We start from the raw sequence: 16235 nt of genomic DNA, 5'->3' as shown, positions 1-16235 counted from the left end.
TAATCATTGATTTAGATAATTCAGCAGCTTTTCCGGATCAACTGCCTTATTATCCTTCCAGACCTCAAAATGCAACGAACCTGACATGTTTTCCGCATCCCCCACCTTCGCAATTACATCCCCTTGATTAACCTTTTGCCCTTTTTTTGCTATAAGTGTCGAGCAGAATGCATATATAGTGCTAATTCCGTCATTATGCTTAATCTTAATATAATTTCCGTATGCAGGTCCTGAACCGACTTCCGTAACCTCTCCTGCCAGTGCCGCCTTTATGGAAGCTCCCATATTAGCCTTAATATCCAGTCCATAATGAAAATCCGGCTTTCCGGTCAAGGGATCCGTTCTGGTGCCAAACAATGATACATATTCACCCTTTATTGGCGTTATAAACGCATACTTATCAGCAATTGCTTTTATTTCGGAATCTTCTGCAACCTCAGCTCCCGGGCTGCCTGCGGAATTATCTGCCGCACCGCCTGAATCAGAAGCAGTATTTCCGCTGATATCCTTATTGTCAATAGCTATGCCGTTATTAGAGGTGTCAGCGCTTTGTCCGTCTGAATTCTCATTTGAGTCAAAGTCATTTCCAGTACTAACATTTCCTCCCTGCTGCTCCTTATCCGGCAGCTTAATTCCAAAGGCATCAATCATGTTCTGTATATATTTGCTTGAATTACAATTTGAAGTCGCGACAACACTGACCTTTGATATAAAAATATCGGTAGCGGGTGTATTTGCAGCCTTGCACAGTGCAAATACCGATAAAAATACCACCACGACAAGCAACTGAACAGCAAATGTTATTGATAAAAAATCATCATTAGATTCTTTTCTTCTGTTTCTTTGAGTACCTGTCTGGCGTGAGTACTTTGGCCTCATGGTTATTTCATTCAATCCCCTCACCCTTTCTTTTGCAGCAAATGTTTTTGGGCCATGCTTTAATACATTATATTTTTGTGCATGAAATTATATTCCTAATAATCTTTTAGGGGGAGGTATGAAATACGCAGTCAAAAAAAGCCCAAACATAAGTTTGAGCTTTCAAATAAAAATATTATCTCAGCAATTCTCTCCAAGCCAAATCTTCCCGCTCCAAGCCTTTTATTAAGACCTCGGCGGTTGCTATATTTGTAGCAAAAGGAATGTTGTTTAAATCGCAGTGCTTAAACAGCAAGAAAGTATTTGCATCATTTTCAATATTTGCATCTCTGAAATAAATCAACAAGTCAATCTCATCACAAGCAATTCTCGCAGAAAGCTGCTGAGAACCTAAGCTTCCGTAAGCCAGCAAATTAACATTCAGCCCCGTTGCCTTGTTAATCAAGGTGCCTGTGGACCGTGTTGCAATAAGATGATGATCCTGAAAAATTGACTTATAGGCTATACAGAAGCTAGCCATTAATTCTTTTTTGTTATCATGAGCCATAAAAGCAATATTCATCTTATCAATCACATACCTTTTATTTATTTACCTGCATTTCTTACATTCCTAATAGGTATATTAGCTATCAAAGCCGGAACCACCCTGTCACCATCATCACTTTTAGTTCTTGTAAGCTGAATATCAAGAGCACCCTCGTCTATTTCCATATAATGCTGAATTACCTTGATTATTTCCCCTTTTATCATATCTAAGAACTCAGGAGAAACATTTGCCCTATCGTGAATCAGTACCAGCTGCAATCTTTCCTTGGCTACATCCTTTGATGGTTTGGACCTGCCAAAGATCTTTGAAAAATCAATCAGCATGCTGTTAACCTCCTTATGTAGTTTTGAATCCTAATAATTTTTTAAACTTAAATATTAAGCCATCTTCGCTTTCAAGGTTCATAATAGGTACATCCTCTCCCTGAAGCCTCTTTGTCACATTCCGGTAAGCCTGTCCCGCTAATGATTTATCATCGGTAACAGCAGGCTCCCCTCTATTAGTTGAAATAACAATTTTCTCATCATCAGGAACAACTCCTATTAAATCAATAGCCAATATATCTATTATATCATCTATGCTCATCATATCCCCGCGTTTTACCATATCTACCCTTACCCTGTTTATGAGAAGCTTGGGATTTCTGAGCTCATTTGCTTCTAAAAGTCCGACAATACGGTCGGCATCCCTGACCGCAGAAACCTCGGGTGTTGTTACTACAATTGCTTTGTCTGCTCCGGCAATTGCATTTTTAAAGCCTTGTTCAATTCCGGCCGGACAATCAATAATAATATAATCAAATTCACTCTTTAATTCATTAATCAAATTAATCATCTGCTCCGGTGTAACAGCCGATTTGTCTCTGGTCTGAGCTGCCGGAAGAAGGTATAGGCCATCATATCTCTTGTCCTTTATTAAAGCTTGCTTAACCCTGCATACACCGTCTACAACATCTACAAGGTCATATACTATTCTATTTTCCAATCCCATAACGACATCAAGATTTCTCAAGCCAATATCAGTATCTATAAGTACTGCTTTCCGGCCTGCAAGTGCCAGACCTGTGCCAATATTAGCGGTTGTTGTTGTTTTTCCCACACCGCCCTTACCGGATGTTATAACAATTACCTCTCCCATACAACTGCCTCCAATTCTTATAAAAGAAGATATATTAAAAAAGAATTTATCTTAAAATTTTAACCAATACATATAAAACTATATATTTGTTTTTTAATTTTGTCAATTACCTCTGAGGTAAAAAGCGTTCCACAAACAATTTATCCTCCCTGACATACGCCAATTCCGGTATTAAGTTTGTACCGATACCTTTTTCATCGTCAGGTGATCTTGTAATAATATCTCCTATACGCAGCTGTGTCGGGTTAAGCCCCAAGGCGGCCACTATCGCATCCTTATTCCCGTTGCTCCCGGCATGAACTACTCCTCTGAGAAGTCCCATTACTACTATATTCCCTGTAGCCTCAATTACTGCTCCCGGATTGACATCACCCAAAACAACAAGATTTCCGTCAAAGGTGATCAGCTGCCCGGACCGGACAGTTCCTCTATAAAATTTCGTAGTTCCTTCCTCAATACCCTTAAAATAAGTATATTTTTTGATTTGATTATTTCTTTCAGTACTTGAGGGCTTTGTCTCCGCGAGCTTATTTTCCGTCATGTCTTCATCAAAAGATAATATCTGTGCTCCGCTTTCCTTTTTCAGCAGCTCATGAAGCTCATATCTTTCTTCCTGATTCAGTGTACGTCCCCTGTATTTCACCGCTAATTTCGCACCGCGGAAGAACTTTCCCGCACTGTTTATCTTTATAAGCAAGCTGTTTACAATATCATCAAAACCTGCGTCCTGCTTCAAAATGATAGTAAGTCCATTAACTGTTCCTTTAAAGGTAACTGCATTCTCATCCATAATTTATATCCCATGCCCTGACTGCACAACAATCCGATAAAGCTCCGGCACGGATTCAATCCTCCTTTTTTCTGACATAACAATGCTGTTTTTCAAATGTAAATTATCTTTTTATCTTGTCAGCTCGGCTATATCCTTCTTCACGGTATAATCCTCCGACTGTACCTTGTTTATTTCAAAGTATTGCTTCAATACATCACATGCAATGGGTGCGGTGTATGCCCCCAATACTCCTCTCTCAACAACAACTGCAACAGCAATTTCGGGCTTGTCTGCCGGTGCATAGCATATAAACAGTGCATTTGAAGAATGATTTGCCTCATTTCCCGTTTCGGCAGTTCCTGTTTTACCGGCAACCTTAATGGGCAATAGCTCTACAAACGCGGAAGAAGCTGTACCACCCGGGTCCTCACTGTTGGCAACGGCCTTCATTCCTTCCTGTATGATAGCCATATTCTCTTTTTTAACCGACAATTCCTCATACTCAGGGTTTGTCTCTGTAACAATTGAGCCGTCATATTTAATTACTCTTTTTATTATATGAGGCTTAAACCGCTTTCCGCCATTTGCTATAGTTGCAGTATAATTTGCAAGCTGTATGGGTGTAAAGCTGTTATACAGCTGTCCTATGGAGGATTGAGCCGTATTGGTTTCAGTCCACGGGTCGGGATCAATCTTTGCTTTAAATTCCCTTGAGGAAACAGTTCCGTTTTCCTCCCCGAGTAAATCAATACCCGTTTTTTGACCTAATCCAAACTTCGTAGCCCACTTTACAATATTATTTATTCCAACCTTATTTCCCAACACATAAAAATACGGATTACTGGATTTCTGGATTGCCTGAATCATATTGACCCACCCGAGTCCGCCCCTATATGTCCTGTATTCTATTGACTTAAGCATTATATCCCCATACTGCACATAACCTCTGTCAAAGTACTTTTCATATGGGTTTACCACACCTTCCTCCAGACCTGCAATTCCAATCAAGGGCTTATATGTTGAGCCCGGCGCATAAAGTCCCTTAATAGCCCTGTTATATTCGGAGGTTGTTGTATTTTTATCATCATACAGAGCACTGATTGCTTTCTGTGCTTCCTTATCACCGGCATCTGCCAGAAATATTGAAGGATCATAGCTGGGATAGCTTGCCAAAGCCAAAACCTCTCCCGTTTTAACATCAAGCGCCACAACCGAACCGGCAAATGCATCCTTATGATTCTGTGAATTTTTTCTCTGCCTGATAACAGGTATATTCTTTTCAAGGGAATCAATTGCCGCTTTCTGGAGCCTCATATCTATGGTAAGAACAACGTCGCTTCCGGGCTTCACAGCCTCTTCACTGATAGTTTTTGTTTTCCCGCTATCATCAACTTCGATTCTTCTGTAACCGTTGGTTCCCCTCAGATAACCTTCTGCTGTAAGCTCTATTCCGGACTTTCCTATAATATCATTCATGTTATAGCCTTCATCAGCATGCTCAAGCAAATCATTTTCGCTGACTGTTCTGACATATCCGATTAAATGGGAAGCATACTCGGCATCCACATATTTTCTGCTGGGGACGGCATCTATCAATGCCCCCGGGAACTCATCAATCCTCTCCTCTACCTCTGCGACCGTATTATTGCTTATTTTTTCCGCAATAACAGGATTTAAAGAGTTGTAGCCCATTATCTCAAACCTGAGAGTCATAATTTTGTAAGCTTCTTCATCCGTATACTTATCATCTATCTCAAAAGCTGTTTCTTTAATGTAATTGTATACATCTTCTGCCGAAGACTCCTGACTGAATCCCTTAAAAAGATAACCTGTCGTATTTTTCAAGACCTTTATCCTGTCGGTGCTTTTTTCCAATTTTGAGCCGAACTTTACCGGATTAGAAGCAAAATACTTGGAAAAGGAATTTTTATAGGAATCCCCATTTTTTTCCAATATTTCAGCCAACTTCAACAAAATTTCATTTACTTTCTCTGATTTAGCTCCCGTGCTCATCAGCATAAGAGAGTAGCTGGTAGAATTTGTGGCAATAGGAACGCCATACCTGTCAAGTATGTTTCCTCTTTCCGCCAAGATTGTCCTTGATTTTAAATTTTCAGACTGAGACTGGTTAAAATAATTCTCACCCTGAATTAGCTGTATATTTGCCAATTGATAGACAATTAAAGCAAACATAAGCACAATCACTATACCAATTATATTATATCTGTCCTTAAAAAATTGTTTCATTTACTTATCACCACTTAATAATCTTTACATTTTTATTTATGAAGCCTGAAATTGAGAACATAAGTACCGATAGCACCTGCACGGTTATTCATACTTCAATACCTGTTTTTACTCTCATTGTAAAACCATCTTTTGTTTATTTGTGCAATTATAAAAAACAGGATTGCACCCAAGATACTGTTAATAACAGCCTCAGGGAAGGCAACAGCTTTTACGGCTGATAAAAAGCTTATGTTAAGGCCGTATATGTAAGAACCGGCAATGGCCGCACACTCATATAAGATAGTTGAAATAAAGGTACATATAGCCATCACAAAAATATTTTCTTTAAAGAACCTCCTGTTAATGTTCCCCAGTGCAAAGCCTAACAGCATCCCCAGCAAGCTGTTAAAGCCCAAGGATATACCAATTACAGCATCCAGACACAAGCCTGTGGAAAACCCTACAGCCGCGCCATGTGTCCTGCCTTCAAGAAGGGATATGCTGACAATTAAAATTATCAGGATATTAGGCGAAACTCCAGATATACTTATAAAATTAAGGATTGTGACCTGAACCATTACAAATGTGAATACAAGTATTGTATAAAAAATGATTTTATTCCTCATTTGTCAGCAAGCTCCATTTCTGCAGTCACATCTTCCTTACCGCTTTCCTCCGATGCCTTATCCCTTAGTATAACAACCTGCGTCAGCCTGCGTAAGTCAACAGCGGGCTCTATAATTGCATATTTGTCAAGATCGCTTTCGCCCTGTCTTACTTCCTTTACTGTTCCGATTATAATTCCCTTGGGATAGATTCCTCCCATACCGGAAGTTTCAATAACATCCCCCTGCGATAAATCCAAATCGGCGGGAATATACTCTATTTTGCAAAGACCGTCCTTCGAAAATCTTGAATCTCCCTTAACAACCACCAAATCTCCGGTTTTTGCCACTATTGCGCTTGCCGCACTTCCATCCTCTATTATACTTATAATTTTTGAAGAAAACGGCTGAGAGGAAGTAACCTTCCCTACAAGTCCCTTACTGGTAATTACAGGCATATTATTGTTAATTCCGCTTGTAAAACCTTTATCGGCCAAGAATATGTTAAAAAAGCTTCCGGAATCCTTTGCAATTACATTTGCACCGATAAATTCAAAGTCCTCAAAATCCTTCCGCATTTTAAGGACATTCTTCAAATCATCGTTCTCGCTTTTTAATCTTAAATACTCTGTCCTCTCATTATTAAATTTGTCTATGGTCTCATTCAGCCTTTTATTTTCAGCTCTAAGTCTTTCAACATCGTCAAATAAAGCAACACCTTCCTCAATCTGCTGTCCGGCATATGAAAGCACCTTTCCTACCGAGGAAAACGGTACAGAAATGATATTTCCAATCCAGTTCACACTGCTGCCCGAATTAACGGACAGCCCGATACAGACTATCAGAACCAGTGAAATTATAAGTATTATCAAGGATTTACCTGTAAATAATTTCAAGGAATTATTTCTCCTCTCTGTTAAGCTTTTCAATAAGTGCTTACTTTAATCTTTTAGGCGAAATAAGTACCTTTTTAAGAGTATCTATCTCATCAAGAACCTTGCCTGTGCCAAGAGCCACACAATCCAGAGGATTTTCCGCAATTGAAACCGGCATTCCGGTTTCATGCATGATTAATTTATCAAGGCCGTCCAGCAAAGCTCCTCCGCCTGTCAGCATAATACCCTTGTCCATAATGTCAGATGCAAGCTCCGGCGGTGTTTTTTCCAATGTAAACTTAATTGAATCTATTATTGAATTAACAGGCTCCTTGAGAGCTTCATTTATTTCAGTTGAAGTTATTTCAATGTTCTTTGGAAGTCCTGTTATTAAATCTCTTCCCCTTATTTCCATTTTTTCTTCTTTCGTTTTAGGAAATGCTCCGCCGATTGTAACCTTTATCTGCTCCGCTGAACGCTCCCCGATCATTAAGCTGTATTCTTTTTTTATATAATGCGCAATGGCATCATCCAGCTCGTCACCGGCAACTCTGAGAGACTTGCTTGTTACAATTCCTCCCAGAGATATAACGGCAACCTCGCTGGTTCCACCGCCAATATCAACAACCATGCTTCCCGAAGGTTCTTCAACCGGCAGGCTTGCACCTATTGCAGCAGCCATTGGCTCTTCAATCAAATAAGCCTCCTTTGCTCCGGCCTGAAGCGTAGCATCCTCGACGGCTCTCTTCTCAACCTCGGTAACTCCCGAGGGCACGCATATAACAACCCTAGGTTTACTGAACATACCGCTTGAAATAGCTTTTTTTATAAAGTACTTTATCATACTCTGCGTAACATCAAAGTCAGCTATAACACCATCCTTCATGGGCCTGATGGCAATAATGCTTCCCGGCGTACGACCTATCATCTCTTTTGCGGCTTCTCCGACAGCCAAAACCTCATTGGTTTTAGCATTAATTGCGACAACCGAAGGCTCTCTGACTACTATTCCCTTACCTTTAACGTGAACCAATGTATTTGCCGTACCTAGATCTATTCCGATATCTTTTGCCAATAAACTCATTTATTGTTCCTCCTGTTGATAACTAAAATTATATAATTCCCTTATCCTTAAAGCTTACATATATTCCATCACCTATTATTATATGATCCAATACTCTGATTCCAAGTATATTGCCGGACTCATCAAGCCTCTGCGTCGTTTTGATATCCTCCGCACTGGGTGTAGGATCACCGCTTGGGTGATTATGTACAAATATAATACTGTTGCAGCCGCATTTTATTGCTTCGCAGAATACCTCTCTGGGATGTACAATTGATGAATTTAAGCTTCCAATTGATACATCCGTAATTTTTATCACCTGATTTTTGGTATCAAGTAAAAGTGCTTTGAAAATTTCTTTTTTTAAATAGCGCATTTCTTCCATTAAAAGTGTATTAACATCCTTTGCACTCTTTATTACATGATGCACTATTCCGTCACTTGTTGCAATCCTTTTTGATAATTCAAGTACAGCTTTTATTTGAATGGCTTTAACTTTACCTATTCCTTTTATTTTTTTAAGCTGTTCAATTGATAAATTATTTAAGGTTGACAGCCTTCCATCATGAGATAATTTTATTACAAGCTGCGCCAGCTCTACCGCTGTAAATGACTTGGTGCCTGTCTTTATAATAACGGCCAGCAGCTCGGCATTTGACAAATGCTCTGAGCCTATTGCCTCAAGCTTTTCATACGGTCTTTCACTTATCGGAAGCTCTTTTATTTTCAGTCTGTTCATATTTTCCCCTAATCATGCTTATATTAAGCAATTCAAGCCCAAAAGCCAATATTGCTGTTTAATTCTTATATCCAGCATATACTTCAAATATTATCAAGATTAATACTATACCCTAACCTATCCAGCATACACGATAATTTATAAATAGGCAGTCCCATAACGTTAAAATAGCACCCTTCAATTCTTTCGACAAGCAATGAGCCATATCCCTGAATACCATAACCGCCCGCTTTGTCAAACGGCTCCTTTGTAGCTATGTATGCTTTTATAAAATCATCTGACTTTTTTGCTATCCGCACCTTTGTTGTCTCAGAATCATACAGGCTTATATTAAGACCTGTCCTATAAAGGCAAAGGCCGGTTATAACCTGATGCCATTCACCGTTGAGACTGCTCAGCATATTGAAAGCGTCCTCTTCATTTTTTGGCTTGCCTAATACCTTGCTGCCGCTTACCACAATTGTATCCGCACCGATAACAATACAATCCTCCGCTGTACCGGATGCAATATCCTTGCACTTTTGGCCGGCCAGAGACATAGCAATCCGGGATGGCTCCAGCGTGTTATCAATAACTTCCTCTATATTTGAAGGTACTGCCTTAAATTTTATTCCTATCTGCTCCAATAGCTGCTGTCTTCTGGGCGATGCTGACGCCAAAATAATATTTTTCACATTTTCACCACAATACTTATAAATTTTATTATTAAGCATATACCAATTATAACCTTTATCATTATATATTTTTATAGCTGAGATTTCAAATATAATGTAGCTTGTTTATCATAATTATATTGTTTGTAAAAGATTAGGCGGTTAGTTATGATAATTTTAGCTCTATTTGTATAAATTACATAACTTTTTATTAATAATTAATAGATTTTTTGCTTCTCATTTTCACTTTTTGGAAGTATAATATAATAAATTAGTTATTATGCCGCTGTTATTATTTTTTACAAAAAATTATGTGAGTTGGTGATTACATGAGAATTGAAAAAGTTAATGAAAACGTATTGCGAGTTACTATTACTCTTAATGACCTCGAAGAAAGAAATATTGATTTAGGCTCCTTGAATTATAGTTCCCCTGCAGCACAGGAATTATTTTGGGATATGATGGAAAGAGCAGAAGAAGAATATGGCTTCGCATCACATGATTCCCAACTTATTTTTGAGGCTTCTCCCGAAAATGAAGACGGCTTTGTTGTAACCATTACCAAAGTAGATTCGGATGGTGAGTTTGAGTCAATTCAGAAGTATATAAAAAGTAAATATAAAAATTCCGATTTAAGGCAGAAGAAAAAGAGAAGCAAGGTTTGCTCTGCTTTAAAGATTTATTGCTTTGAGTCAATAGACGATATCTGTAAATTATCCAAGCGGATTTGTGCATATTATAAAGGAGAAAGCTCAATGATTAAATGCAAAAGCAGCTATTATCTTTTATTGACAGGAAACTCGGCATCTTCTTCACAATCCTTGGATATGATTATGTGTGAATATTCTGTTCAAATTGCAAATGTCAGTTTCTTCGAGGGTTATCTGAATGAATATGGCGAAAAAATTATTGAGGATAATGCAATAGAGACATTAAACACATACTTTTAATCTTAAAGGCAATAGCACCAAACCGGCAGATGTGTAATGCGTCATCAAGAGGAAGGTTACAGCTTACACTGTAACCTTTTGTTTTATCTGTTATTCATTACCAGCTCGACTACCTTGCCGTATTCCTTGGCTATTTCAAATATCTCATCATCAATCAAAGTATTTTCTTCTATCAGGATACTGCCATCCTCATCATAAATGGTTTTGGTAGTTGTTTTACCATTCAGATACTCACGATGCTTCATTTCCATCATATCAGACACTGCACCGGAAGCATTCTTATCCTCCCCGGAAATATTGCCTGTTTCTTCGCCTGAACCTTGAGCAGCATTTTCACAGAAGCCGTTTATTTGAGCGGCGCTGTCTAAAAGTGCTGCTTCTACGTCATCCCTAACAACCACTAAGTTCTTGCCAAAGGTTATAACGCTGTCACGAGGAATAATTCTGATATTCTTTTGTGTGATATCAGCTATAAATTCAAGCCCCGTAATTGAACAATTATCGTCCTCATTTACGTAAATATCACCTATTTCACCAATCAAGCGGCCTTTTTTCGTTAGTACCTTTGTCCCGCTGACCTGAATATTCTTCTGGAGAAGCTCAATTGCCTCAGGAATTTTGCTGATGTCGCTTACGGCATCCTCATTTTCAATAGTCAATGCATATTCACCAATACCCAGAACATATCTTACAGGAATAACCTTTGCACTAAGTATCTGGATTCCTTTGTCAACAACCACATAATCTATTGCTCCCTTTTCCGCATTAATTATAACAGTTTTTACTTTACCGGCCTCAGTTCCGTCAGATATGCTGATTATAGGCAGGCCAATTATTTCTTTTGACTTTTTCATTAAAAAAGTACCCCCTCAAAATTCCAAGAAAATCTTATTTCATATTTATACTAAGCAATTCATAATTTCCTTTTTGACTTCAGGCTTAATTGCAGTTCCATTTTGACAGGCTACAGCTTCTAAAATACTTATAGCCAATTCATTCAAGCCAAGCTGCTTATACAGGGCACAAACATCCAGCACAATCCAAAGCAGCATCTCACTATCGGGCTGAAGCTGCAAGGCTTTCATATAGTATACAATAGCTTCTTCCTTCCTGTTGTCGCCTTTCTTCTGGAGAGCTTTGAAAACTAATGACTTTGCATCCTCCATAGCTGCTGATGCTTTATTTTGTTCTGCTTCCGGTGCCGGAATCTGCGGTTCGCTTTCTGGAATATTTATATTGTCAGGTATTTCGGCTACTTGCACTTCAGTCTCAGCAGCGGCAAGCTGCTCTCCCATAACACATTTATCTTTAAAATCATTTATTTCTTCGTTAAATTCACACATATTGCTGTCTGATTCTTCAAAACTGCCGCATCCGCAAGCCTTTTCCCCCATAGCCTGTTCAATATACAAAGTACTGTTATGAACAGCATCCTCAGAATTTTCAGCAGATGCGTCCTCGCTGACATTATGTAAAGCACTGTTCTCTGATGCTTCTTCGCTTTTTTCTATTCCCATTGTATCAATTTTTTGTTTTGTGTCAACAGGTTTTTTTAACATATTATCTGCGCTTCCAAACTTAATTTTTGCCATAGCAGTGTCAATGACGGCACCGCAGTCAACAGAAGCCAGCCTGTCAGGTATGACAACCGATACAATAAAACTGATTATTAAAATCAAGGTTAAGAAAACGACCAACACTGTCAGCACAGAAATAATAAAAGCCAAACCTTTATGTATAAATATACTGTCCTTCAATAAAATCATTACTGCCTTAAAGACAGGAAAAAACGTGAATCCTAAAATCACAGAGCCAGCCGAAATTGAAATTAATATTCCCAAATTCAATTCTTTCGCTCTATACAACAAATAGAAAGCAACTAGCGAGGTGACTAAAATAATCAAAGCCGAAATCCCATTATAAGACATATGCGCCTCCACAGTAGTATATCTCTTAAATTCTCGTTTGGAAATTGAAAAACCAATTTTGATATATTCGTTGTAATATAACAAAATTCCTTTTTTATTTATATATGATTTTATCAAATCACAGTGGCTTTTGCTACCTTTTTTTATTTTATCACTTAATTTGAATATTTGCATCTTAATTTGTAACTTTTTATATTGCTTATCCACACTTTACCAGTTGAAAATCACAAATGCCCGGCCTTAGCAACAGCTCCTTGCCAAGGTCGGGCACCGATAGATTTTTTATGCGGGAAGGGCTGGCTGCTTACATCCCCGCAGCCAATTCACCAAGAGCTTTTATCACAGCATCCCCGACTTCATTTGTTTTAGCTGTGCCGCCCATATCAGGGGTCAGGGATTTTTTCTCTGTCATAACCTTTTCAATTGCTTCAAGTACTGCTTTTCCCCAGCTTTCATACCCGAAGAAATCAAGCATCTGACTGACAGACCATATTGATGCCAGGGGATTTGCTTTTCCCTGTCCTGCTATATCAGGAGCCGAGCCATGCACAGGCTCGAACATTGACGGATAAGTACGTTCAGGGTTCAAGTTTGCTCCGGCAGCTAATCCAAGTCCTCCGGCAATAGCCGCACCAAGGTCTGTAACTATATCTCCGAAAAGATTTGAGGTCACCACTATCTGGAATCTTTCGGGCTGCTTTACAAAAAACATACATGCCGCATCAACAAGATATGAGTAGGTTTTAACCTCCGGATACTCTTTTCCTACTTCCTCGAAAACCTGATCCCAAAATACCATTGAGTAGTTAAGAGCATTTGCCTTACTGATACTGGTAAGAGTTTTCCCCTCTTTTCTTGCCAATTCATATGCATACCTGATTACCCGTTCGGTGCCCTTGCGGGAAAATACTCCTGTCTGAAGCACAACCTCTTCCGGTTTGCCTTTAAACAGCCAATCTCCGGCGCCTGCATACTCTCCTTCACTGTTTTCACGAACAACAATCATATCAATACGGCTCCGGTCAACGCCCTTCAGCGGACATTCCGCACCCTCGAGAAGCTTTACGGGACGAAGGTTTATATATTGGTCAAAGCCCTTTCTTATTTTTAAGAGAAGGCCCCAAAGTGAAACATGATCGGGTACTCCCGGATAACCAACAGCACCCAGATAAATCGCATCAAATTTTTCCAGTATTTTCATTCCGTCATCAGGAAGCATTTTTCCTGTTTTTAAATAATATTCACAGCTCCACGGAAAATCCGTAAATTCAAAATTAATCTCCGGATTCAGTTCAGAGATTGCTTTTAATACCTTTACACCCTCACCGATTACCTCAGGTCCAATTCCGTCACCTGCAATTACAGCAATTTTGTGCGACTTCATTTTTTACACACCCCTAACAGATTATTTATAAAATTTAAAAATAAACAATTATCCCACATTTTATTTTGCAGATAATGCATTTTTCAAAACAGTTTTCATATCCGAAGCGCATACGAACTTCAGAGACTTCCTTACGTTTTCAGGTATTTCATCAATATCCTTCTTGTTGTCTATGGGAATTATTACAGTATCAATACCGGCTCTGTGCGCCGCCAGTACCTTTTCCTTCAGACCTCCTATAGGCAGCACTCTGCCTCTGAGTGTTATCTCACCTGTCATGGCAACCTTCCTGTTTACAGGCACTCCGGAAAGTGCAGAAGCCATTGCCGTCGCAAGAGTTATTCCCGCTGAAGGCCCGTCCTTTGGGGTGGCTCCCTCAGGAACATGAATGTGAATGTCATTCTTCTCATAGAAATCCTCAGCAATTTTGAGTTCTTTGCACACTGACCGGATAAAGCTGATAGCAGCTTTTGCAGACTCCTTCATAACATCTCCCAGATGTCCGGTAAGCTCCAGCTTTCCGTTTCCGGGCATTATATTTACCTCAATAGAAAGAGTTACTCCGCCTACTGCCGTCCACGCAAGTCCGGTGGCAATTCCTATTTCATCCTTTTCGTTAGCATAGTCGAATCTGAATTTTTTAACTCCAAGATATTTTTCCAGAGTATTGCGAGAAACAGTAACAGTTCTCCTGTTTTCAGAAACAATAGCCTTTGCAACCTTTCTGCATACAGCTCCTATCTCTCTTTCAAGATTCCTCACTCCTGCTTCCTTGGTATAGAAATTTATAATATCCCTGATGGTTTCTTCATCAACCTTTATATTTTTGGGCGTCAAGCCATGCAGCTCAATCTGCTTCGGAAGCAGATACTTCATTGCTATATTGGCCTTATCCTCCTCGGTATAGGACGAAAGCTCAAGGATTTCCATCCTGTCAAGCAAAGGTCTTGGAACAGTGTCCAGACTGTTTGCTGTAGTAAGGAACAAGACATTTGACAGATTAAACGGCAGCTCCAGATAATGATCCCTAAAAGAAAAGTTCTGCTCCGAATCCAGAACCTCAAGCATGGCCGAAGCCGGATCTCCTCTGAAATCACTGCTCATTTTGTCTATTTCATCCAGCAGAATCAAAGGATTATTGGAACCGGCCTGCTTCAATGCGGAAATAATTCTTCCCGGCATTGAGCCCACATAAGTTCTCCTGTGTCCGCGAATTTCCGACTCATCCTTAACACCGCCCAAGGATATACGGACATAGTTTCTGTTGAGCGCTTTTGCGATTGACTTTGCAATAGACGTTTTTCCGACACCGGGAGGCCCAACCAGACAAAGAATCGGACCCTTGAGACTATTTTTAAGCTTTTGCACTGCCAGATATTCGACTATGCGCTCCTTAACCTTTTTAAGCCCATAGTGATCCTGCTCCAGTATTTCCTCGGCATAACCCAAATCAATAATTTCATCAGTTGCCTTGCTCCACGGCAAATCAAATATCCAATCAATGTAGGTTCTGATAACACTGCCTTCAGCCGAACCCTGCGGAGTTTTGAGCAGCCTGTCAAGCTCCTTTAGCACCTTCTTTTCAACATCCTCAGGAAAGCCCGCCTCCTCAATTCTTGACTTATATTCCTCAACCTCACCGGTGACACCCTCCTTATCACCCAGCTCAGTCTGAATGGCCTTCATCTGCTCCCTGAGATAGTACTCCTTCTGAACCTTATCAATCTGCTTTCTGACCTTGGCATTTATATCCTTTTCTATCTCCAATATTTCTGTTTCCTGATAAAGAATTTGAAGAAGCTTCTCAATTCTTCTCAGAGGATGAAATTCAGAAAGAATTTCCTGCTTTTGTTCTAATTTCAGAGGGATATTATTTGCAATAATATCCGATATCTGGCTGATATTATCTATATCTGCCACAGTTAGTGCCGTATCCGGAGAAACCTTTCCGCTCAGCTTGACATAGCCTTCAAACATTGAGACCAGTCTTCTCTTTAAGGCTTCTATTTCATTGCTGTCAAATTTATCATCTGTTTCAGGCTCATTAACCTCTACAACAAAAAAAGGTTCCTTCTGAACAACATTTTTTATCTCTGCTCTGTTTATACCCTCCACCAGAACCCTGATGGTATCTCCCTGCAGCTTAAGAAGCTGCTTAACCTTTGATACCGTACCAATTGAATAAATATCATCCACCTCGGGAGAATCGGAAGAAGCATCCTTCTGCGCAACCAAAAAAATCAGTTGGTCATTGATCATTGCCTCCTCAAGAGCTTTAATTGATTTTTGTCTTCCAACATCAAAATATAATGTCATAAACGGAAATACTGTCAATCCGCGTAATGGTAACAATGGTAATATTTTTGACATGTTTATCCTCTCTATTTATATAAATTCTGTTTTTATATCAGGGCAATACAAATATTCCGAACAGCTTATTATTTGCATTAATCATTATACCCTTGTTAATGCTT

General features: G+C 39.3%; 17 protein-coding genes. 1 reads left to right on the top strand and 16 read right to left on the bottom strand.

Features of this window, described 5'->3' with window-relative positions:
* Positions 1-3 precede the first annotated feature (3 nt).
* The 12 genes from LY28_RS10925 to LY28_RS10875 all read right to left on the bottom strand — a co-directional run bounded on the left by LY28_RS10925 (position 4) and on the right by LY28_RS10875 (position 9520).
* Positions 4-903 (bottom strand): M23 family metallopeptidase, encoded by a 900-nt coding sequence (locus LY28_RS10925; protein ID WP_242981227.1) that lies wholly within the window; start codon positions 901-903, stop codon positions 4-6.
* A 151-nt stretch (positions 904-1054) separates the two neighbouring features.
* Positions 1055-1441 carry a methylglyoxal synthase gene (locus tag LY28_RS10920; RefSeq protein ID WP_110462229.1) on the bottom strand — a complete coding sequence of 129 codons (387 nt, stop codon included), beginning with the start codon at positions 1439-1441 and terminating at the stop codon, positions 1055-1057.
* Between the two features lie 23 nt (positions 1442-1464).
* On the bottom strand, positions 1465-1749 hold the full coding sequence (gene minE, locus LY28_RS10915) for a cell division topological specificity factor MinE (protein ID WP_110462228.1): 285 nt from the start codon (positions 1747-1749) through the stop codon (positions 1465-1467).
* A gap of 13 nt (positions 1750-1762) precedes the next feature.
* On the bottom strand, positions 1763-2563 hold the full coding sequence (gene minD / locus LY28_RS10910) for a septum site-determining protein MinD (RefSeq protein WP_110462227.1): 801 nt from the start codon (positions 2561-2563) through the stop codon (positions 1763-1765).
* Between the two features lie 106 nt (positions 2564-2669).
* Positions 2670-3353 (bottom strand): septum site-determining protein MinC, encoded by a 684-nt coding sequence (gene minC / locus LY28_RS10905; RefSeq protein WP_110462226.1) that lies wholly within the window; start codon positions 3351-3353, stop codon positions 2670-2672.
* A gap of 3 nt (positions 3354-3356) precedes the next feature.
* A complete protein-coding gene (locus LY28_RS19800; RefSeq protein ID WP_422785003.1) occupies positions 3357-3431 on the bottom strand; it encodes a hypothetical protein in 75 nt (24 codons plus the stop codon).
* Positions 3432-3464: 33 nt separating this feature from the next.
* Positions 3465-5582: a penicillin-binding protein 2 gene (gene mrdA, locus LY28_RS10900; RefSeq protein ID WP_110462225.1), complete on the bottom strand. Its 2118-nt coding sequence runs from the start codon at positions 5580-5582 to the stop codon at positions 3465-3467.
* 95 nt (positions 5583-5677) lie between these two features.
* Positions 5678-6190 (bottom strand): rod shape-determining protein MreD, encoded by a 513-nt coding sequence (mreD, locus tag LY28_RS10895; RefSeq protein WP_110462224.1) that lies wholly within the window; start codon positions 6188-6190, stop codon positions 5678-5680.
* On the bottom strand, positions 6187-7065 hold the full coding sequence (mreC, locus tag LY28_RS10890; RefSeq protein WP_110462223.1) for a rod shape-determining protein MreC: 879 nt from the start codon (positions 7063-7065) through the stop codon (positions 6187-6189). Before mreC ends, mreD begins: the two co-directional genes overlap by 4 nt.
* Before the next feature lie 40 nt (positions 7066-7105).
* Positions 7106-8128 carry a rod shape-determining protein gene (locus LY28_RS10885; protein ID WP_110462222.1) on the bottom strand — a complete coding sequence of 341 codons (1023 nt, stop codon included), beginning with the start codon at positions 8126-8128 and terminating at the stop codon, positions 7106-7108.
* Between the two features lie 28 nt (positions 8129-8156).
* Positions 8157-8846 carry a RadC family protein gene (gene radC / locus LY28_RS10880; protein WP_110462221.1) on the bottom strand — a complete coding sequence of 230 codons (690 nt, stop codon included), beginning with the start codon at positions 8844-8846 and terminating at the stop codon, positions 8157-8159.
* A gap of 83 nt (positions 8847-8929) precedes the next feature.
* Positions 8930-9520: a Maf family protein gene (locus LY28_RS10875; RefSeq protein WP_207658083.1), complete on the bottom strand. Its 591-nt coding sequence runs from the start codon at positions 9518-9520 to the stop codon at positions 8930-8932.
* Positions 9521-9828: 308 nt separating this feature from the next.
* On the opposite strand from LY28_RS10875, the gene LY28_RS10870 reads away from it, so the two are divergent.
* Entirely contained in the window at positions 9829-10449 is a 621-nt protein-coding gene (locus tag LY28_RS10870) for an adaptor protein MecA (RefSeq protein WP_110462219.1), read from the top strand.
* A gap of 83 nt (positions 10450-10532) precedes the next feature.
* Here the strand turns inward: LY28_RS10870 and LY28_RS10865 are convergent, their stop codons facing one another.
* The 4 genes from LY28_RS10865 to lon all read right to left on the bottom strand — a co-directional run bounded on the left by LY28_RS10865 (position 10533) and on the right by lon (position 16131).
* Positions 10533-11303, bottom strand: coding sequence for a PRC-barrel domain-containing protein (locus tag LY28_RS10865; RefSeq protein WP_110462218.1), 771 nt, complete (start codon positions 11301-11303; stop codon positions 10533-10535).
* Between the two features lie 45 nt (positions 11304-11348).
* Positions 11349-12377 carry a tetratricopeptide repeat protein gene (locus LY28_RS10860; RefSeq protein ID WP_110462217.1) on the bottom strand — a complete coding sequence of 343 codons (1029 nt, stop codon included), beginning with the start codon at positions 12375-12377 and terminating at the stop codon, positions 11349-11351.
* Between the two features lie 304 nt (positions 12378-12681).
* The gene (locus LY28_RS10855; protein ID WP_110462216.1) at positions 12682-13761 is read right to left on the bottom strand and encodes a tartrate dehydrogenase; all 1080 of its coding nucleotides are present in this window, start codon (positions 13759-13761) and stop codon (positions 12682-12684) included.
* Positions 13762-13821: 60 nt separating this feature from the next.
* Positions 13822-16131 (bottom strand): endopeptidase La, encoded by a 2310-nt coding sequence (lon, locus tag LY28_RS10850; protein WP_110462215.1) that lies wholly within the window; start codon positions 16129-16131, stop codon positions 13822-13824.
* Positions 16132-16235: the final 104 nt, after the last annotated feature.

This window comes from Ruminiclostridium sufflavum DSM 19573, from assembly GCF_003208175.1.
Classification (GTDB): domain Bacteria; phylum Bacillota; class Clostridia; order Acetivibrionales; family DSM-1351; genus Ruminiclostridium; species Ruminiclostridium sufflavum.
Note: the sequence above shows the minus strand (reverse complement) of the source record. Positions and strands in the feature narration are given on the sequence as shown.

Excerpts from the sequence above, each read along its gene's own strand:
- LY28_RS10860 (WP_110462217.1), bottom strand. The coding sequence starts at position 12,377 with ATGTCTTATAATGGGATTTCGGCTTTGATTATTTTAGTCACCTCGCTA.
- LY28_RS10865 (WP_110462218.1), bottom strand. The coding sequence starts at position 11,303 with ATGAAAAAGTCAAAAGAAATAATTGGCCTGCCTATAATCAGCATATCT.
- LY28_RS10920 (WP_110462229.1), bottom strand. The coding sequence starts at position 1,441 with ATGAATATTGCTTTTATGGCTCATGATAACAAAAAAGAATTAATGGCT.
- LY28_RS10855 (WP_110462216.1), bottom strand. The coding sequence starts at position 13,761 with ATGAAGTCGCACAAAATTGCTGTAATTGCAGGTGACGGAATTGGACCT.
- minC (WP_110462226.1), bottom strand. The coding sequence starts at position 3,353 with ATGGATGAGAATGCAGTTACCTTTAAAGGAACAGTTAATGGACTTACT.
- mreD (WP_110462224.1), bottom strand. The coding sequence starts at position 6,190 with ATGAGGAATAAAATCATTTTTTATACAATACTTGTATTCACATTTGTA.
- mrdA (WP_110462225.1), bottom strand. The coding sequence starts at position 5,582 with ATGAAACAATTTTTTAAGGACAGATATAATATAATTGGTATAGTGATT.
- LY28_RS10885 (WP_110462222.1), bottom strand. The coding sequence starts at position 8,128 with ATGAGTTTATTGGCAAAAGATATCGGAATAGATCTAGGTACGGCAAAT.
- lon (WP_110462215.1), bottom strand. The coding sequence starts at position 16,131 with ATGTCAAAAATATTACCATTGTTACCATTACGCGGATTGACAGTATTT.
- LY28_RS10870 (WP_110462219.1), top strand. The coding sequence starts at position 9,829 with ATGAGAATTGAAAAAGTTAATGAAAACGTATTGCGAGTTACTATTACT.
- minD (WP_110462227.1), bottom strand. The coding sequence starts at position 2,563 with ATGGGAGAGGTAATTGTTATAACATCCGGTAAGGGCGGTGTGGGAAAA.
- minE (WP_110462228.1), bottom strand. The coding sequence starts at position 1,749 with ATGCTGATTGATTTTTCAAAGATCTTTGGCAGGTCCAAACCATCAAAG.
- radC (WP_110462221.1), bottom strand. The coding sequence starts at position 8,846 with ATGAACAGACTGAAAATAAAAGAGCTTCCGATAAGTGAAAGACCGTAT.